Source organism: Polaribacter sp. 11A2H, from assembly GCF_011379025.1.
GTDB lineage: Bacteria > Bacteroidota > Bacteroidia > Flavobacteriales > Flavobacteriaceae > Polaribacter.
Window position 1 is genome coordinate 25,884 of the sequence record NZ_WTLD01000004.1, and the last position, 22,149, is coordinate 48,032.

The following is a 22,149-nucleotide window of genomic DNA, read 5'->3' on the forward strand; positions in this document are numbered from 1 at the left end:
TTATGCAACTTAAGTGGTGTGTTACTTTTATTTTATCTCTATGCACATTTTTTTGTGCCCCTATTGAAGCACAAAATAAAACGCAAATTTTTAATTTTGAAACGATAAAAGAAGGGATCTCTAAAGTAGGTATTTATACAATTAGTCAAGATAATTACGGTTTTATTTGGATAGGAACCAATGGATCTGGTTTGTATAAATTTGATGGTCTTGATTATACTTCCTATAAGTTTAAGCAAGAAGATGCAACATCAATTAGTAGTAATTTGGTGTTTTCTTCTTACTTAGATAAAAACAATAATCTTTGGATTGGTACAGAAGATGGTTTAAATCTTTATGATAGAGATTTAGACCAATTTAAAAAAATATCTGTTGGTCTTTTAGATACTGCTAATATCTCTGTTTTAAGTATTCTAGAACATAAGGATAATCTATACATTGGTACACGATTTAATGGTTTATTTCAGCTGAATCTAAAAACAAATAAAATACAAAGAATAGCTAGTAAAGATGCTAGTATACCTGCTATAAATAGTATAGAAAAAAATAAAAATGGTGCTATATTTCTTGGTACAAGTTTAGGCTTAAGAAAATTAGATACGCTAAACACTGTAATTTCAAAGCCCAAAAAAGCAGAGGATACTACTATTTTAAATTTTGATGTACCTATTGAAACTTTGTTGGTAGATGATAAAAATAATTTATGGGCAGGAAGCTATACTAAAGGGATTTTTAAATATCAACTTAAAGAAAATAATATTATTGGTTCCTCACAATTTTCTATAACTGAAAAGCGCATATTATCTTTAGTGCAATTAGCCGATAAAACCATTTTATTTGGTTCAGAAAATGATGGCCTTTTTCACATAGATTCTAATGGAGTTTTAATAAAAAATTACTTCTACAATAAAAAAGACAAAAATAGTATTCGTTCAAATTCAATTTGGTCATTATTTGTTGATAATAATCAGAGAATTTGGATGGGATATTACAATAATGGTGTTGTGGTAAGCGATCATTTATTTGATAAATTCGATAACATAGAAAGTTTAGAAAATAATCCAAATTCTTTACAGATAGGATCCGTTACTGGCATTGTAAAAGATACCAATGATAAATTATGGATTACTATGGATGGTGGAGGTATTGATGTTTTTGATATCAATACATCTAAAGTAGACCATATTAATAAAGGTAATAATAAAACATATAAAGGGCTTACAAGTAATCACATTCAAACTGTTTTTATTGATAGTAAAAAGAATATTTGGGCAGGAAGTTGGGATAATGGAATTTACATCTTAAAAGATGGGTCTAAAAACTTTACTAATATTAACATCCAAAATTCTAACGGAAAATTATTGTCTAATGCCATTTTAAGTATTACTGAAGATAAAAATGGTATTATTTGGATCGGTACTTTTTATACAGGTGTTTATAGTTTTAACCCTAAAACACAGGTTTTAACACACTATAATTTACCAGAATTTGCAAAGCATGGTATAAATACAAGTGATGTTAGAAAAATATTGGTAGATAGTGATGGTTCTATTTGGTTAGGAACAACTATTGGCCTTTTTAAGATACAAAATAACCAAGGCATATTAAGTGTAAAGTCTTTTGTGAAGCCAATGGCTAACTCTAACAATAACCAAAGAAGTTCTACCCACATATTATCCTTATATGAAAGTACAGATAATTATCTTTGGATTGGTACAAGAGGAGCTGGATTGTGTAGGTATGATAAAAAAACAGACGAATTTAAATGGTTTAATACGTTTTCTGGACTAAAGGAAGAAAATATTGCAAGTATTATTGAAGATAGAAAAGGGGATATTTGGTTAAGTGGCAATACAGGAATTACAAAATTAGATTTAAAAACAAATGAAGTTGTTAATTATACCATGAATGATGGTTTATTATCTGATGATTTTAATTTTAATGCAGTATATAGAGATAAAGAAGGAAAACTTTATTTTGGAAATTATAAAGGAGTAGATTATTTTAACCCAAAAGACTTAAGTACAAATTCTAGCGTACCTTCTCTTTATTTAACGGGTTTAAAGATATTTAATGAAGACGTACATCCTAATGAAAAAAACTCACCACTTACAAAAATTATTACAGAAACATCAAGTATAGAGTTTAATCATGAGCAGTCTGTATTTACCATACAATATACAGGTATTAACTACACAAGACCAGAGAAAAACCAATATGCTTATTATTTAGAAGGGTTAGAAAAATCTTGGAATTATGTAGGCAATCAAAGAAGTGCTACTTATACCAATTTAGATTACGGAGATTATGTTTTTAAGTTAAAAGCGGCAAATAACGATGGCCTTTGGAACGAAAAACCATTAGAATTAAAAATTACAATATTACCACCTTGGTGGAAATCTAAGTTGGCTTCCGTATTTTATGTATTACTTTTTGGGTTAGGAGTTCTACTTTTAAATAAAATAACAAAAAATAGATTAAAAGAAAAAGAACTCATTAAAAATGAGAGAACTCAAAGAATTCATCAAGAGATTTTAAATAAAAATAAATTACAATTTTTTACAAATATTTCTCACGAATTTAGAACTCCCTTAACCTTGATATTAAATCCTTTAAAGGATATGATGATGGATAAGACTTTAAATTTACCAGAAATAGTTAAATCTAAACACAATACTATTTATAGAAATTCTGATAGATTGTTTAGGCTTATAAATGAGCTAATGGATTTAAGAAAGTTAGAATTTGATAAAGTAAGAGTAAGAGCATCAGAATTAAATTTGGTAGATTTTACCAAGAATATTGTGCTTTTCTTTAAAGAAGAAGCTTTAACTAGAAATATATTTTTGACTTTAGATACAGAGGTATCATTAATAAAAACATGGGCAGATCAGAACATGCTTGAGAAAATTATTTTCAATATTTTGTCCAATGCAATGAAAGTGACTCCAGATAATGGGGTAATCAATGTAAATTTAATAGACAATGATGAAGATTATATTTTACCACTTATTTCATCTACCAAAGCTGTAAAAGTAGTAGAAATTGTAATATCTGATACAGGAAAAGGGTTAGAAGAAGATCAGGTTGATAAAATATTTGAAAGATTTTATCAAGTAGAAAGTCTTAATAAAACATACTATGGCGGTACAGGTATAGGATTAGAAGTAGTTAGTAGTTTTGTTAATTTACATAAAGGTAAAATAGAGGTAACTAGTAAAATAGATGAAGGTACTACCTTTAGAATAATTTTACCAAAAGGAAAAGAGCATTTTTCTAAAGATGAAATTAAGAGTTTTAAAGCAGAAATAGATCTTCCTAAAAAAGAACTAAACTTTATTCCAGAAAATAAAATTTCTGAGACAGAAGAGGAAGAAGAAGCTGAAAAAACAACCTCTAAAAAGTATACGATTCTTGTTGTAGAAGATAATACAGAATTAAGAAACTACTTAAAAACAGAATTAAGTAAAACCTATAAAGTTTTAGTTGCAAATAATGGTTTAGAGGGATTAAAAATTGCAGAAGTATCTTTTCCAGATGTTATTTTAACAGATGTTATTATGCCAGAAATGGATGGTTTTGAGTTTTGTAGACGTATTAAAACAGATGTTAAAACAAGTCATATTCCTTTATTAATGCTTACTGCAAAAGCAAGAATTGATGATCGTATTGAAGGAATAGAACATGGCTCTGATGCTTATATGACCAAGCCATTTGATATGCGTTTGCTTACTTTAAGACTATCTCAGTTAATTACTAGTAGAAAATTAATTTTTGATAAATACTTTAGTGAAGTTAGTGGCGCCAAAGAGAACACGAATGCTACTTCTATAGATAAAAAATTTATTAATAAAGTTTTGGCTTACATCGGTGAAAATATTAGTAACTCTAGTTTAAGTGTAGAAGAATTAGCTAATGAATTAAACTTAAGTAAAAGTCAATCATACAGAAAAATAAAATCTCTAACAGGCCAAACTCCAAATGAACTGTTAAGAAGAATTAGATTAGAAAGAGCATATCAAATATTAGAAACAGGTTCTGCATTTGTAAGCGAGGTAGGTTTTAAAGTTGGTTTCTCTTCTGCATCTTATTTTACAAAATGTTTTAAGGCACATTTTGGAAAACTACCAACCGAGGTTGTTGTCAAAGAAAAAGAATAACCCTTTCCTTTTATTTCTAGAACGTAAAGTTAGCTACCAAAAGCTAATGGATATATTGTTTGTGCTATTTTACCCTATAAAGAGCCAAAATTAACATCGTATGCATTCTTTTTTTTATTCAAAAATACATCAACTTTCTATATTTGAATAGTTGTATGAGTTCGTTGTGCAGAAAAATATCCTATAAGAAATATTATTTTAGAAATATTTATTATGGGTATTTTAATACTGTTACTAATCTTAACCTTTAATTAATGATATTGAATAAAAGTAAAATGAATACCAATAAATTAAAATCTAGAAGCGCTTTTAAGATCTGCTTCCTTTCATTATTTCTTGTTTTTTCATGTAGTAAAGAAAAGACAGAATTTAAATTTCAAAATGAATCTCTATCAACAGAAGAAAGAGCAACAGATTTAATTAGTCTAATGACATTGACTGAAAAAATATCTCAAATGAGATATGATGCACCTGCAATAGAAAGATTAGGGGTGCCAGAATATAATTGGTGGAACGAATGTTTACATGGAGTTGGTAGAGCTGGTGAAGCAACTGTTTTTCCGCAAGCAATAGGTATGGGAGCAACCTGGAACCCAGATTTAATTTTTAATATGGGAACTGTTGTTTCTGATGAAGCAAGAGCAAAACATCATAAATTTATTAGTGAAGGAAAAAGAAGAATGGGACAAGGTCTTACTTTCTGGACTCCGAACATTAATATTTTTAGAGATCCACGTTGGGGAAGAGGACAAGAAACTTATGGAGAAGATCCTTTTTTAACAAGTAGAATAGGAGTAAACTATATAAAAGGTTTACAAGGTGATGATGAAAAGCATTTAAAAGTGGTTGCAACAGCAAAACATTTTGCAGTTCATAGTGGACCAGAAAAATCGAGACATCAAGATAATTATGTAACTACTAAAAAAGATTTGTACGAAACCTATTTACCAGCTTTTGAAGCTGCTGTAAAAGAAGCAAAAGTACATTCTGTAATGTGTGCTTATAATAGGTATAATGATAAACCTTGTTGTGGTAGTGATTTATTACTTCAAAAAATATTAAGAGAAGATTGGGGTTTTAGTGGATATGTAGTTTCAGACTGTTGGGCAATAAATGATTTTTGGGAAGAAGACAAACATGCTGTTGTAAAAACACCAGAAGAAGCAGCTGCAATGGCAGTAACAAGTGGTACCGATTTAAATTGTGGTAGTGCATATGACCCTAACTTAAATGAAGCAGTTTTAAAGCAGTTAATAAACGAAGAAGAATTAGATATTGCTTTGATAAGATTATTTTCTGCTCGTTTTAAATTAGGAATGTTTGATGACCAAAACAATGTTAAATGGTCTAAAATACCATACAGTGTTGTTACAAGTGATAAGCATTATAAATTGTCAGAACAAATAGCCAAAGAATCTATGGTGTTGTTAAAAAATGACAATAATATATTGCCTTTAAGTAAAAGTATAAAATCGATTGCAGTAATTGGTCCAAATGCAGACTCTAAACAAGCATTGTTAGGTAATTATCACGGAACGCCAAAGAATTTTATTACACCGTTAAAAGGATTACAAGAGAAATTACCAAACACAACTATTAATTATGCCTTAGGTTCTTACATTGCAAAAGAATGGCCAAGCTTAAAAGCAATACCTAATGAGGTTTTAAAAAATGAAAATGGTTTAGGTCTTAAAGCAGAATATTACAACAATAGTAATTTAGAAGGAGAGCCGGTATTGGTTAGAAACGATGCTACTGTAGATTTTATTTGGACGCCTATTAGACCTATTAAAGATTTAAAATCGGATGATTTTTCAGTAAGATGGTCAGGAGAAATTGTGCCAGAAGAATCTGGAGATTATAGAATTGGTTTAAAAGCAAGTAGCTATGCAAAGCTGTATATCAATGATTCTTTAAAGTTTGAATACAGTGCAGAATATGAGCCAAAATTAGAATATTTTGATGCAAAATTAAAAGCAAAAGAAGCTTATAAAATAAGAATAGAATATAATAATACACTATCAGACCCTCAAGCACATTTAGTTTGGGCAAAATTAAATGAAGACTTATTATCGCCAGCATTAGAAGCTGCAAAAAAATCTGAAGTAGTAATTCTTTGTTTAGGATTAACACCAGAAATAGAGGGCGAAGAAATGTCTGTTGTTATAGAAGGTTTTGATAAAGGAGATAGATCTAAAATTACACTACCAAAAACACAGTTAGAATTAGTTAAAAGCATTCAGAAATTAGGCAAGCCAACAATTGTTGTTTTAATGAATGGAAGTGCTTTGGCTATTAATTGGACTGCAGAAAATGTTCCTGCTATTTTAGAATCATGGTATCCTGGTGAATTTGGTGGTAGAGCAATTGCAGATATTCTTTTTGGAGATTATAACCCATCTGGGAAACTACCAGTAACTTTTTATAAATCTGTAAAAGATTTACCAGATTTTAAAAATTACAACATGGAAAACAGAACGTATAGATACTTTAAAGGAGAGCCTTTATTTTCTTTTGGCCATGGTTTAAGTTATGCTAATTTTGAGTATTCAAATTTAGAAATATCAGAGAAGATTGCTAAAAATGAGGATTTTATGATTTCGGTTGATGTAAAAAATAACAGTAAATATTCTGGAGAAGAAGTTGTACAATGTTATGTTACACATGAGAACGATACAATTAAAAACAATCCAATAAGAAGTTTGGTAGACTTTAAGAAAGTGCTTATAAAAGCGAACGAAACTAAAACAATAACATTTAAAATTCCTGCTAAAAAATATGCAAGAATATCTGAAGAAGGAAAAAAAGTAATAGAATCTGGAATGATGAATATTAGTATTGGTGGCAAACAACCAGATGTAAAGTTGTCATCAGAAAAGAATGTGTTAATCACTAAAGTTCAAGTTCAATAAATTTAAATTATTCAAAATGATAAAAATGAAAATCGCTATCATAGCATTAGTTATGATATGTACTCAGAGTCTGTTTTCACAATCTAAGACTGTTAGCGGAACAGTAAAAGATGCCATGGGAGAATTATTACCTGGTGTTAGTGTAGTAGTAAATGGAACACAAAAAGGAGTACAAACAGACTTTGATGGTCTTTTTAAGATTGACAATATTTCGCCTACAGATGAGTTAGTCTTTGCATACATTGGTATGACTGGTCAAACTATTTTAGTTGGAGATAAAACAAATATTGATGTTGTTTTAATAGCATCTTTAGAAAGTCTTGATGAAATAGTTGTAGTAGCTTATGGTAAACAAAGTAGAAAAACAGTTACAGGTGCCATTGCAACAGTAGATGCGGCAGAAATGGCCTCATTACCAGTAGCAAATGCAGAACAAGCTTTACAAGGTAGAGCTGCAGGTGTAACTATTGTTAATTCAGGAGCACCAGGATCTAGTCCTCAAGTTTTAATTAGAGGTTTAGGTACTTTTGGTAACAATAGTCCTTTATTTGTTATTGATGGTGTAATTGTAGGAGATCTTTCTGGAATTAGCCCTTCAGATATAGAAAACGTGTCTATATTAAAAGACGCTTCTACTACTGCATTATATGGAGCAAGAGGTTCTAATGGTGTAGTTTTAGTAACTACAAAAAGTGGAAAAAAAGGTAGAGGAACCTTAAATTTCTCTTCATATACAGGTGCTCAGACAGTTACTAACAGGTATAATCTTATGAATACTGCTCAGTATTTAAAATTTGCTGCTAATAACAATGTTTTTCCAGACAGACCTGCAGCAATATTTGAAAACGATACAGATTGGCAAGATGCACTATTTCAAGTTGGTTTAATACAAGATTATAAATTAGATTATTCTAAAGGAACAGAAAATAGTACACAATATTTTTCAGCAGAATATTTAAAACAAGAAGGTACAATTGTTAATACAGGTTTCGATCGTTATTCTTTTAGAGCAAACAGTTCTTATACTTTAGGAAAGTTAAAGTTTGGACAAACAATGTCTATATCATTAAGTAAGTCTAAAGGAGAACAAATGGGGGGTGGTAGAACGTTAATAACACATGCTGTAAATTCAGTTCCATTTTTACCGGTATATAATCCTGATAATAAAGGTGGTTTTCAAGGACCAGATAATGTTGGTGATAGCCAAAATGCAGAGAATCCTATTAGAATTCAAACACTTCCAACATTTAGTACCCATAATATAGGAGTTATTGGTAGTTTGTATGGTGAATATGACATTTTAGAAGGTCTTAAATTTAGAACTCAAATAGGTTTAGATTATTTTAATAGTAGAAATAGTACTTTTGTACCTATTTATTCTGATGATGCTAGTAATACGCATGCACAAGACTTTGCTTCTTTTAATGCAGGTGTAGCTTACGGTCAAGGATTGGTTTTTACAAACAGTTTAAACTACGAAAAAACATTTGCAGAAAAGCACAATGTTGAGTTTTTAGCTTTAGTAGAAAAAACAGAAAACACTTATTTAGGTTTTGGTGGTAGTGCAAGAAACCTTGTTACTGATGAGGTACAGCAGTTTGGACCAGATTCTCAAACTATTGGAAGTAATAATAACAAAACAACTAGGTTAGGTTATTTAGCACGATTAAACTATAATTATGATACTAAATATATTTTCTCTGCTTCTGTAAGAAGAGATGCTTCTTCTAGATTTGGAGAAAACAATCGTTGGGGTACTTTTCCAGCAGTATCTTTAGGGTGGGTAATTTCTGAAGAAGAATTTTTTGGAGATGATAGTAATATTAATAATTTAAAATTAAGATCTAGTTACGGTATTAGTGGTAACGATGCTATTGGAGATTACCAATACTCTGCTACACTTGTTGGTGGTTTTGAATATCCTGTAGGAGATTCTTTTGCACCAGGTTTTACCCAAGATGGTGGTTCTAACCCAGATTTAAAATGGGAGGAAAAAACGAATTTAAATATAGGTCTTGATGTAGGTATACTTAATAATAAATTTACAGCAAGTTTAGAATATTTTAACAACAGAAGTGATGATTTATTAGTGAGTTTACCAACGCCATTATCTTCTGGTTCTCATGCTGGTAACATTACATCAAATATTGGTTCTGTAGAAACTAAAGGTTTTGAAGCAATTTTAGGATATAATGATAATGAAGGTGATTTGACTTGGTCTGCTAATTTTAATATTGGTTCTAGTACTAATAAAGTGTTAATTTTAGGGGTAAATGAAATTCCTAGAAATTTTCTGCAAGATGCTGCAGTTAACGTTACAAACATTCAACAGGGAGAAGCGATAGACCATTTTTATGGTTATATTAGTGATGGTATTTATCAAAACCAAGGAGAAGTAGATGCTGTTTTTTCTGCAAATACGGGTCAAACAGATATTAAACCAGGAGATATAAGATATAAAGATATAAATGGTGATGGACAGATTAATGCTGATGATAGAACTGTGTTAGGAAATGGACTTGCAGATTTTACTTATGGTTTAAATTTAAGTGCTAATTATAAAAACTTTGATGCTAGTTTATTTATTACTGGTGTACAAGGAGTTGATGTTTATAATACCATTAGATATGATTTAGAAGGTGGTGCTCGTAGAGTATTTAATGGAAGCCCTGTTTTGTTAGATAGTTGGACTCCTGGTAATTTAACAACTACAACACCAAGATTTGGTGGATCTACAGAAAACTTTGCAGTATCAGATAGATTTATTGAGGATGGTTCTTACACCAGGTTAAAAAACATTAATTTGGGTTATACAGTTCCTAGCGAGTTGTTAAAAGGTTACCTTTCTAAACTTAGGTTGTATGTAAGTGGGCAAAACTTAATTACTATAACAGATTATAGTGGATTAGATCCAGAATTAACATCAGGTGTAGATTATGGAAGATATCCACAACCAAAATCATTCTTATTCGGAGTTCAAGTTTCATTTTAAAAAATAATAATCATGAAAAAATATAAAATTTTATTTCTGTTTCTTACAGGTGTTTTTGCTATAAATTCTTGTAGTACAAATGATCTAGAGTTAGCAGATCCAAACCAGGTAATGCCAGAAACTTTTTTTGCAAACGAAACACAAGTTCAGTCTGCTGTTAATGCCTCATACGCTAACTTACAACCTGGTGCCTTATATGGTAGGTTAATGTGGTTTATGAATGACAATATGTCTCAAGAAGCTGTTAATGGTGGTGGTATGGAACCAAATAAAGAAGTGTTTTTAGACTTTAGCTTTAACTCTACAAATGTTTTTATTAAAGACTATTGGGATGCTTGTTATAGAGGTATCAATAAAGCAAATTTTGTAATTGGTAATGCGGCAATTATTGATGGAATTCCAGAAGGAGAATTAAGTAATGCAAAGAGATTAAAATTCTATGCAGAAGCTAAATTTTTAAGAGCACAATACTATTGGTTGTTAGTTAATAAGTTTGGAGACATTCCATTATTAAGAAACGGAGACTTTACAGAAAGCTTAGGGAAGGAAATTAGCCCAAAAGCAGATATAATTGCATTAATAATTGAAGATTTAGAAGATGCTTCAATTCATTTATTGCCTAAAGAGTCAGAAGAAAACGGTAGAGCTACTAAAGGTGCTGCACAAGCTTTCTTAGGAAAAGTATTATTGTATCAAAAGAGATATGTAGATGCGTTAGCTTCATTTAACAAAATGTCTGGTTACGATTTAGAGCCTAATTTCTTAGATAACTTTTTAGAAGAAACAGAACATGGTATAGAATCAGTTTGGGAAGTGCAATATGATTTAAGTTTAGGAACTAACAATAAATGGGGTAGCGATGGTACCGGTAAAAACCATGCTACTTTTAGAGGACAAGATTATGGAGCCTTAGATTGGTTTGGATCTGCGCCTTCAGACGATTTAGTTAATTCTTTTGAAGCTGGTGATAAGAGATTAAATGCAACATTTTATTTTGCAGGAGATTCTTATGATAACAATACTAAAACCTTTAAAGCAACTGACTTTGCTGTAGGGAGAGGTTGGAGAAAATATCAAAATTATTATAAGCAACCTAGTGAAGTACAAGAATCTGGAATTAATGCGAAAGTAATCCGTTATTCAGATGTGTTGTTAATGATGGCAGAATGTGAAAGTCTAAAACCTGGTGGATCACAATCTATTGCAGTTGGTTATATAAATAGAGTAAGAGCTAGAGCAGGTGCAACAGCAGGAGGAGTATTTCCTTTATTACCAACGACACTTTCAAAAGCAGAAGTTTTTGAAGCTATTGTACATGAAAGAAAAGTAGAATTAGCAGGTGAACAAGTTCGTTTTGATGATCTTATTCGTTGGGACAGAGCTGCAACCTTTTTAGCTGGTACAGGTTTCCAGACAGGTAAAAATGAATTATGGCCAATACCAGATAAGGAAATTTCTTCTAACCCTAACGTTACAAGTGCTGACCAAAACCCTGGGTATTAATACCTATTAAAGATAAAAAATTTGAGTTGATTGATTAAAACGGCGTATTCTAACGAAGCGCCGTTTTTTTTATTTTAAAAAATAAGCAATATTCAACTAAATATTTTTTTACAACGTACTATTCTTGGGTATTTTTCTAGCAATAAAATAATACATATCAAAAGAGAAATTTATACTTGTTTCTGGGAGAAAATTGAATATAAATTTTTAAAATTTTGATAAGCAAACCAATGATTTAAATTGCTTAAATTATATAGACACATTAGCTAAAGCTAGAGTAGCTACCGATAATTTTAATATGAATGGTTTAGTAGATATTTACTTGACAATTCTTCAAAAATTTAGTAAATTAGTTTAAAATAAAATTGGTTTTATTTTGATGATATGATGCTGTCAAGAAAAGTAGAAAACATAGAAATTTATGTTATTGATTGTTAATAAAGGTGAGGCAAAATATTTATTTATCTAAATCATTAAATAATTATGATGAAATAAATTTTTAGCAACTAAAAAATAGCCAATACATCATGTTTAAAACGTGTAAATATTAACAATGGATTATCTTTATTTTAAAAAAAAAAATATATAAAAATGAAATCTTATTTTAAACACATTTTATTATTGCTTACAATAACTACTCTTTGTAATTGTACATCGGCTAAAAAAGAAATTAATATAGAATCTACACAAATTTTTAGTCAGTTAAAAAATACGGACACAAATATCGATTTTAAAAACATTCTTACAGAAAACGACTCTATAAATTATTTTACCTATTCTTATATTTATATGGGTGGTGGTGTTTCTGTTGGTGATATAAACAATGATGGATTGCCAGATTTATATTTTACAGGTAACCAAGTTTCAAATAAATTATATCTAAATAAAGGAAACTTACAATTTGAAGATATTACAGAAAAAGCTGGTGTTTCTGGCAATAAAGAGTGGCACACAGGGGTTACAATGGCAGATGTAAATAATGATGGTTTTTTAGATATCTATTGTTCCGTTTCAGGGAAATTTGGAACATTAAAAAATCAGTTATTCATCAACAATAAAGACAATACTTTTACAGAACAAGCAGAAAAATATGGTTTAGCAGATGAAGGAAATAGTGTAAATGCTACTTTTTTTGATTATGATAATGATGGAGACTTAGATGTGTATGTAGCAAATTATCCTCCTTTAAAATTTAATTCACCAGCATTTGTTTATCAAATGAAAATGAAAAACGTAAAAGAAAACGAGTCAGATCATTTATATAGAAATGATGGAGAAACTTTTACAAATGTTACCGATGAAGCTGGTTTAAAAGCATTTGGTTTGTCTTTAAGTGCTACGGTAGGAGATTTAAATAATGATGGATGGCAAGATTTGTACGTTTCTAATGATTTTAGTTCTCCAGATTTTATGTACATCAATCAAAAAGATGGAACTTTTAAGGAAGTTGTAAAAAAAGCAACTGCACATACGGCATTTTATGGAATGGGTGTTGATATTGCTGATTTTAATAATGATGGAAATTTAGATATTTTTCAGGTAGATATGGATGCTAAAAGTAACCGTAGACAGAAGGCAAATATGGCAAGTATGAATCCAGATTTGTTTTGGAGTGTTGTAGATGCTGGTTTTCATTATCAATACATGCAAAACTGTTTTCAAGTAAATTCTGGCGTTTTTGATGACGGAATTCCATATTTTTCAAATATTTCTAGAATTACAGGTACTTCTTCTACAGATTGGAGTTGGGGACCTTTAATGGCAGATTTTGATAATGATGGGTTTAAAGATGTTTTTATTACAAATGGTACACGAAGAGAAGTAAATAATAGAGATTATTTTAAAAAATTAGAAGAAGCGAATGTAGGGGTGAGTAAGTCTTTAGAAATGAGTTTACAAATTCCATCAGAAAAAATAGATAATTTTATTTTTAAAAATAATGGTAATCTTAATTTTGAAAAAGCGAATAAAAAATGGGGAATTGAATATAAAGGGTTTTCTAATGGTGCTGTTTATGCTGATTTAGATAATGATGGAGATTTAGAAATTATTACCAATAATATAGATGATTATGCTGCTGTTTTTGAGAACACAACTGCCGACAATAGCAATTTCTTAAAGGTTCGATTTAAAGGAGGTTTAAATAATAAATTTGGATTAGGAAATAGAGTTTATGTAAAAACTGCCGATAAAACTCAAATGCAAGAGTTAACACTAACAAGAGGTTTTCAGTCTTCTGTGGCACCAGAAATGCATTTTGGTTTGGGCACAACTTCTAAAATTGAAGAAGTAAAGGTTGTATGGCAAAATGGTAAAACTCAAATTTTAAATAATGTTTCTGTAAATAAAAATCTAGTTTTTAATTATGATGATGCTACAACGGCTGTTATCAATAATAAAGAAGAAAAAGAGAATTTATTTGTAGCAGAAAAGAACCTATTTCCAAAGTACAAACATGAAGAAAACGTACATGACGATTTTGAAACTCAGGTATTATTGCCTCATAAATTATCTTCTTTAGGACCTGCTTTAGCAATAGGAGATTTAAATAATGATGGTTTAGAAGACTATTTTATTGGAGGAGCAAAAGGAAAATTAGGAGCAATGTTTTATCAAACTAAAACAGGGTTTGAAGCACAGAACACAAGTTTCTTACAAGAAGATCTTTTAAGCGAAGACTTAGGGGCTCTCGTTTTTGATGCAGATGCAGATGGAGATAATGATTTGTATGTTGTAAGTGGAGGTTATGAATATGATGCAACATCAGAATTATTACAAGACAGATTGTATGTAAATGATGGAAAGGGAAATTTTTCTAAAGCAAAAAAAGGAACTTTACCTAAATTTATTTCAAGTGGTTCAAAGGTATATAATGCAGATTTTGATAATGATGGTAAAGAAGATTTGTTAGTTTTAGGCCGTCAAATACCTGGTCAATATCCATTACCAGCCACAACGTATATGTTAAAAAATGTTGGTTCAAAAGGAAATCCAAAATTCGAATTCTTTTCTGATGATTTTACAAAACCTTTTAAAGATTTAGGAATGGCAACATCGGCAACAATTACAGATATTAATAACGACAATTTAAAAGACATTATAATTGTTGGAGAATGGATGCCAATTAAAGTTTTTAAAAATAATAAAAATGGTTTTGTAGATGTTTCTAAAGAATTAGGTTTAGATAAAAATACTACAGGTTGGTGGTGGAGCATTAATCAAGGAGATTTTGATAATGATGGAGACACAGATTATATTTTAGGTAATAATGGTCTTAATTATAAGTATCAAGCAAACCAAGACGAAACCTTTGATATTTATGTGAATGACTTTGATAAAAATAACAAACAAGATATTGTATTAAGTTATTATAATGAAGGGAAACAATACCCTGTAAGAGGTAGATCATGTTCATCTCAACAAATACCTGGAATTAAAAAGAAATTTAAAAATTACGAAAGTTTTTCTGAAGCTACTTTAATCGATGTTTATTCTGATAAAGCATTAGAATCTGCTTTACACTATCAAGTAAAATCGTTTGCGAGTATTTATTTAGAAAATAAAAACGGAAAATTTATTGTACACAAACTTCCTCAAGAAGTTCAAATTTCAAGTATAAATGAAATTATTGTTAAAGATTTTAATGATGATGGCAATTTAGATGCTTTGGTTGCAGGTAATTTGCATATGTCTGAAGTAGAAACACCAAGAAATGATGCAAGTTATGGCGTTTTTTTACAAGGAAATGGTGATGGAACCTTTAAGGCAACTTCAAGAAAGGAATCTGGTTTTTTTGCCTCGGGTGATGTAAAAGGAATGGGACTAATTAATAAAGATGAAAAGAAGTATATAATTGTTGTTAGAAATAACGATGCGTCCAATTATGTAAAAATCAATAAATAGTTTCAATTTTAAGGAAACGTTACCGTTAAAGGGAATGAGTCCCATTAAATATCAAAAATGATGTGTTTTTTTTAGAAAATGCATCATTTTTTATGTTTAAAACAAGATGTTATTTGTATTTTTATATGTTCGATAAAAAAAACATTATTATAAATTATATTTAAATATGAAAATCACTAAAATTTTAAGCTTTTTATTTTTGGTAACAGTACTTATTTCTTGTGGAGGATCAGAAGAAAGTGATGGACCAATAATAATACCACCAGCAAAAGTTAGGGCTGCTTTTGAGATGACAATATCTCCAACAGACCAAAACGTACTTTTGTTAGACAATAAAACTGTTGGAACTGGAGAGTTTACAAGCGAATGGGATTATGGTCAAGGAAATGGTTTTGTATTAGATCAACCAGGAATTGAAGAAGTTAGGTTTGATGTTGATGGAACTTTTAGCGTTACATTAAAAGTGACTAATGAAGCAGGTGTAACACAAGATGTTCAAACAGTAGTTGTTGCTAATAGTGCAGGAGGAATATGTCCTAATGGAATTTGCGTTACATCTAATGCAGGAGTTTTAAAAGATGTATCAACCACCTTTTTAGTTGGTAATATAACAAGAGCTTCAAAAGTAAATAGTGTTGGTATAGATTCAGAAATTTTAAAAACACATTTTTCAAGTATTACTTCAGAGTATGAAATGAAAATGGATAGAATGCATCCATCACAAGGTACTTTCGATTTTGCAGCTGCAGATGCTATTGTAAATTTTGGAGTAGCTAATGGAATTAATGTACATGGCCATGCTTTAATATGGCACAATGCAACACCAGATTGGGTTAAAAACTTTTCTGGAACAGATGCAGAGTTTGAGACAATGGTTAAAAATTATATTACAACAACGGTAACAAGATATAAAGGTAAAGTAGCTTCTTGGGATGTTGTAAATGAGGCTATTGAGGATGGTAGTGGAAACCCTTTAAGAAATTCTGTTTTTAAACAAAAAATGGGAGACGATTATATTAAAAAATGTTATCAATGGGCAAGAGATGCAGATCCAGATTGTTTGTTGTTTTACAATGACTATAACATGGCATCTAGTACAGGGAAAAGAGCAGCAATGTTTAAAATTGTAGATAGTTTAGGAGATTTAATAGATGGTGTTGGTGCTCAAATGCATATTAATTATAATTTTCCATCAAAGGCAAATATTCAAGCAGTTGCAGATGGTACTGTTTCTAGAGGATTAAAACTACATTTTGCAGAATTAGATGTTAGAGCAAATCCAGATAATGATCAAACTAGTTTAACATCAGAAAGAGCTGGTCTTCAAAAAGCAAAATTTACAGAAGTTGTAAAAATTTATAATTCAATACCGTTAGCAAATAAATATGCATTAACAGTATGGGGGGTAAGAGATAATGAAACTTGGCTAACAGATTTTTGGGGTCATATAGACTGGCCACTAATGTTTAATGAAGATTACAGTAAAAAGCCTGCTTACGATGGTTTTTTAGAAGGGTTGCAATAAATAAGTTATTTGTTAGGTGTAATAATACAGAATCAGTTAAACTTTTCAACGAAGTTTAACTGATTTTTTTTTAGAATAAAGAATCAGTTAATAGTTTAAATAACTTATTATGAATTGCAGTATATGTTTCAATTCAATATTTATAATTACAACAGTTTCTTTATTACATTCTTGTAATAGTGGGGTACAGAAGGAAGAAATAAAAAAAAATAAGTTATGAAGAAATTTTTTATAGTAGTATTTATCAGTACGTTTATTCTAAGTTGTTCAGATAAAAAAGTAATAAGTAAAGTTATAGCAACCACATTTACAAATCCTGTTTTAAAAGGGTTTTATCCAGACCCAAGTATTTGTAAAGTAGGGGATAGTTATTATCTAATAAATTCAACTTTTGCTTATTTTCCGGGAATTCCTGTTTTTAAAAGTGATGATTTAGTAAACTGGAAACAAATAGGAAATGCTTTAGACAGACCAGAACAGTTAGATTTAGAAGGTTTAGAGGTTTCTCAAGGAGTTTTTGCACCTGCAATTTCTCATCATAATGGTGTGTTTTATATTATTAACACAATTGTTGGTGGTAATAATAATTTTATTATTTCTGCTACTAACCCTGCAGGACCTTGGTCTAACGCAACTTGGTTACCAGAAGTAGAAGGTATAGATCCTGCACTGTTTTTTGATAAAGATGATAAAACGTATGTTATTTTTAATAGCACTCCTCCTAATAATTTACCAGAATATGACGGACACAGAACTATTAAAATTATAGAATTAGATGTTAAGAACCTAAAAACAGTTGGTGAAGCTAAAATAATTATAAATAAAGGAGCAAAACCAGAAGACAAACCAATTTGGATAGAAGGTCCGCATATTTATAATAGAAACGGGTTTTACTATTTAATGGCTGCAGAAGGTGGTACCGCAGAAGAGCATTCTGAAGTTGTTTTTAGAAGTAAAAATGTTTTAGGTCCTTATAAAAGTTATGAAAATAACCCAATTTTAACTCAAAGAAATTTAAGTGATACTAGAGAAAACCCAATTACATCAACAGGGCATGCAGATATTATAGAAGACAATTTAGGGAATTGGTGGGGCGTTTTTTTAGGATGTAGACCTTATGATGGTGATAACCACTTTAACACAGGTAGAGAAACTTTTATGGCACCTGTAAAATGGAAAAATGATTGGCCTGTTTTTGATTTAGAAGGAGATGCTGTAAAAGATCATTATCAAATAACATTACAGAAACCTCTTACAAATGTACCGTCTGTTAATGCAGATTTTATAGATGAATTTAAGACAGATACTTTAGCTTTCGACTGGCTTTTTTTAAGAACACCAAAAGAAAAATGGTATTCACTTTTAAACGGAGAATTAACTATAAATACACGTTTAGAAACCACCTCAGGTACATCAAACCCAAGTTTTATTGGGTATAGACAAAAACATTTATTTGGTGAGGTAACCACAAATTTATCTTTTAAAGCAGTTGCAGAAAATGAAAAAGCGGGTTTAATTGCCTTTCAAAATGAAAAACATTATTACTATGTCTGTAAGAGTTTAAAAGGTAATAAACCAGTGGTTCAGTTACTAAAATCAACAGAAAACGGAACAGAAGAAATTACTTTTAAAGCAATAAAAGAGAGTGATAAAATTTCTTTTAAGATAGAAGCAAAAGGAATCTATTATAATTTTTACTACTCCATAAACAATACAGATTGGCAAGTTCTAAATGAAAATGTTGATGCTACTTTTTTAAGCACCAAAAAAGCAGGTGGTTTTGTAGGTACAATTTACGGAATGTATACAACTTCATCAGCAAAAAAAAGTACAAACAATGCAGTTTATCACTGGTTTAAAAATAAGAATATAAATTAATAACAATAAAAATAGAATTCATGAAGTATAGATATAGTATTTTTATAGCCCTTTTAGTAACTTTAATTTCCTGTAAATCCATAGCTATTAAAGAAGAGGTTAAGCCACCAAAGGCTAAAAATGTTATTCTTTTAATTGCAGACGGTACTGGCTTGTCTCAAGTATCATCGGCATTTTATTATAAAAAAACCAAACCCAATTACGCAAGGTTTAAGTCAATAGGGCTTATTAAAACCTCTTCTGCAACAGAAGATGTTACAGATTCTGCTGCAGGAGCAACCGCTTTTTCTACAGGAGAAAAGACTTACAATGGTGCTATTGGTGTTGCTGTAGACTCTACGAAGCTAAAAACTTTGGTAGAAATTTTATCACTACAAAATGTTAAAACCGGATTAATTTCTACCTCGTCAATACAACATGCAACTCCGGCAAGTTTTTATTCGCATGTTTTACATAGAAGTCAATATGAAGATATTTCTTTAGATTTAGTTACTTCTGATGTAGACTTTTTTGCTGGTGGAGGTATAAAATTTCTTAATAAAAGAAAAGATGGAGAAAATTTATTAGCAGAGTTAAAAGTAAATGGTTTTGAAGTAGATACTACTGCTTTGGGTAGTTTTTCTGAAATTAAAAAGCATTCTAAAATGGCTTACTTATTAGCTAAAGAACACATGAGTGCAGCAGCAAAAGGACGTGGAGATTTTTTACCTAAAGCAACAGAATTAGGAATAGAATTTTTGAATAAAGATGCTGCTAAAGCTGGTTTTTTTATGATGATAGAAGGTTCGCAAGTAGATTGGGGCGGCCATTCTAATGATGCTGATTATTTGGTGTCTGAATTGATTGATTTTGATGACGCTGTAGGTAAAGCGCTAGATTTTGCAGAGAAAGATGGTAATACTTTGGTTATTGTAACTGCAGATCATGAAACCGGAGGGTTTACGTTAGCTTCTACGCCAAAGAAAAAAGAAGATGGTACCACTTATGACGATTATAAGGAAATTACAGGAACGTTTTCAACCAAAGGGCATTCTGCTACTTTAATTCCGGTGTTTGCTTTTGGTCCAGGTTCTGAAGCATTTACTGGAATCTATGAAAATACAGCTATTTTTCACAAAATATTTGAATTAACAAATTGGAAGAATAAATAGCTTCTTTTTATTCAAATATTAAAGGCTATAGCAATTAGTATAGATTATAAAACTCAAAATAATGTTACATTCTAAAATAGTACATTTTCTTCTTTTAAGCATTTTTATTTCTCAAAGCCTCTTTGTAAATGCACAGGATAAATCAGAAAATCAGTTACAAGAATTATCAAAATATATGGGTACTTGGTATGGTGCAGAAAATATTAATGATGATAATTTAAGTGAAAACCCTAAGGTTAAAATGACTGTAAAACCTACAATTGGTTTTACAAATGGTTTACAAGTAGAAGTTTTTGAAAGTAAAAAAAATGAATGGAAAACTACTTTGGTAGAACTCATTTCTTATGATGTTGTAACTGATAAAATTATAGCAAAAGGTATTAATGATAAAAACGAATGCTTTATAGGCAAAGGAGCTTTTTATGAAAATAACCTTTGGATTATGAAAGATGAGAATTTAAATGGAGAACATATTTCTACCGTAAAATTTAATTTTTTAAGTAGTTCAGAAGTAGTTTTAAAGGGCACAGACTCTGCAGGTAAAGAACTTTGGAAGATAAAATATATCAAGAAAAATCCAAAAGATAAAAATATTGGTATTCAGTTAGTTTCAGTAAAGGATTTAATGGATAAAAACCCAGAAAATACGCTGAAACAATTAGGGAGAATGGGGTATAGTTATATAGAGACCTTTGTGTATAAAGAAGGTAAATTTTATGGTTATTCTCCAAAAGAATTTAGAGATGTAGTAGAAAAAAATGGCATGCGTTTTTTAGGTTCTATGACTTTTTATAATCCAATTAATAAAAGTGAAAAAGAAATAGAGAAGTGGTGGAGTAAAACAATCTTAGATCATAAAAATGCAGGTGTCGCTTATTTATCAACTTCAAATAACAATCTAAAAAACATCAAATCTTTATCAGAGTTAAAGGTATATACTGATTATTATAATTTAGTAGGGAAGCTTTGTGAAAAAGCAGGGTTAAAATTTCTATTTCACAATCATAAAGACGAGTTTTTAGAGGTAGAAGGAAAAATAATTTATGAGTACTTTTTAGAGAATACCAATCCAAAATATGTAAGTTTTCAATCTGATTTGTATTGGATGGATGTTGCAGGTGTTAATCCTGTAGATTATTTTGAAAAATATCCAAAACGATTTATAAGTTGGCATGTAAAAGATTATAAAGAATTAGGGCAAAGTGGTAAAATAGACTTTAATAAGATTTTTTTATCAGCAGAAAAAGCAGGTTTAAAATATGTTATTGGAGAAGTAGAAGATTACGCTTATCCAGCCATTACAAGTGTTGGTTTAGCATGGGAATATCTGTATTATGAATTATTAAAATAAACGTTTAATTATGAAATTTTTTAAAATGAAATACCTTTTATTAACTATATTTTTCTTTACAATGATTAAAACTAATGGGCAAGACCAGTTTAGTGTTTTGTTGTTTACGCAACATGATACTTGGCATTACAATAGCATACCAGTTGCTGTTGAGGCTTTTGAAGAAATGGCCGCAGAAAATCAGTTTAAGTTTGATTGGACACAAAGACCAGATGATCTTATTGATAAATTACCAGAATATGATGTAGTCATATTTATGAACGCCAATGCAAATTTTTTAACTCCAAAACATATGGATGCTTTAAAAGTATTTATGAAACGAGGAGGAGGTTTTGTAGGTATACACACAACATCAGATGGTGAAAAGGATAATGCCTGGTTTGATGGTCTTGTTGGAGCAAAATTTATAGATCACCCAAAATTACAAGCCGCAATAGTAAAAGTTGAGAATAATGATTCTCCGGTAACATGGCATCTACCAAATAAATGGCTTCGCAGTGATGAATGGTATAACTTTAAAAACATGAATTTAGAGAAACTAAATATTCTATTAACTGTTGATGAAGCTTCTTATGATTTTACTGCAGGTTATGATGACATTCCGTTAAAAGGTATGGGAGAGAAACACCCTATTGCATGGTGTCAAGAGTATGATGGTGGGAAATCTTTTTATACTGCTTTGGGACATAGACCAGAATCGTTTAAAGATAAAAATTTCTTAAATCACATTTTTGGAGGCATATACTGGGTTTTAAAAAAGAATTAACAATAAGT

General features: G+C 30.1%; 10 protein-coding genes. All 10 read left to right on the forward strand.

The window, feature by feature from the left end; genetic code table 11:
• Positions 1-2: 2 nt before the first annotated feature.
• The 10 genes from GQS58_RS06275 to GQS58_RS06320 all read left to right on the forward strand — a co-directional run bounded on the left by GQS58_RS06275 (position 3) and on the right by GQS58_RS06320 (position 22,141).
• On the forward strand, positions 3-4,160 hold the full coding sequence (locus GQS58_RS06275) for a two-component regulator propeller domain-containing protein (RefSeq protein ID WP_166383999.1): 4,158 nt from the start codon (positions 3-5) through the stop codon (positions 4,158-4,160).
• Positions 4,161-4,435: 275 nt separating this feature from the next.
• The gene (locus GQS58_RS06280; RefSeq protein WP_166384001.1) at positions 4,436-7,072 is read left to right on the forward strand and encodes a glycoside hydrolase family 3 protein; all 2,637 of its coding nucleotides are present in this window, start codon (positions 4,436-4,438) and stop codon (positions 7,070-7,072) included.
• Between the two features lie 25 nt (positions 7,073-7,097).
• Entirely contained in the window at positions 7,098-10,064 is a 2,967-nt protein-coding gene (locus tag GQS58_RS06285; protein ID WP_240914569.1) for a SusC/RagA family TonB-linked outer membrane protein, read from the forward strand.
• Positions 10,065-10,076: 12 nt separating this feature from the next.
• Complete coding sequence (locus GQS58_RS06290) at positions 10,077-11,567, forward strand: RagB/SusD family nutrient uptake outer membrane protein (protein WP_166384005.1); 1,491 nt, start codon at positions 10,077-10,079, stop codon at positions 11,565-11,567.
• Positions 11,568-12,158: 591 nt separating this feature from the next.
• On the forward strand, positions 12,159-15,470 hold the full coding sequence (locus GQS58_RS06295) for a VCBS repeat-containing protein (RefSeq protein ID WP_166384007.1): 3,312 nt from the start codon (positions 12,159-12,161) through the stop codon (positions 15,468-15,470).
• A gap of 166 nt (positions 15,471-15,636) precedes the next feature.
• Positions 15,637-16,995 (forward strand): endo-1,4-beta-xylanase, encoded by a 1,359-nt coding sequence (locus tag GQS58_RS06300; RefSeq protein ID WP_166384009.1) that lies wholly within the window; start codon positions 15,637-15,639, stop codon positions 16,993-16,995.
• Positions 16,996-17,211: 216 nt separating this feature from the next.
• Positions 17,212-18,873, forward strand: coding sequence for a glycoside hydrolase family 43 protein (locus GQS58_RS06305; protein WP_166384012.1), 1,662 nt, complete (start codon positions 17,212-17,214; stop codon positions 18,871-18,873).
• 20 nt (positions 18,874-18,893) lie between these two features.
• Positions 18,894-20,024, forward strand: a complete 1,131-nt coding sequence (locus GQS58_RS06310) for an alkaline phosphatase (protein WP_166384014.1) — start codon at positions 18,894-18,896, stop codon at positions 20,022-20,024.
• Positions 20,025-20,085: 61 nt separating this feature from the next.
• Entirely contained in the window at positions 20,086-21,375 is a 1,290-nt protein-coding gene (locus tag GQS58_RS06315; protein ID WP_166384016.1) for a sugar phosphate isomerase/epimerase family protein, read from the forward strand.
• A gap of 25 nt (positions 21,376-21,400) precedes the next feature.
• The gene (locus GQS58_RS06320) at positions 21,401-22,141 is read left to right on the forward strand and encodes a ThuA domain-containing protein (RefSeq protein WP_240914570.1); all 741 of its coding nucleotides are present in this window, start codon (positions 21,401-21,403) and stop codon (positions 22,139-22,141) included.
• Positions 22,142-22,149: the final 8 nt, after the last annotated feature.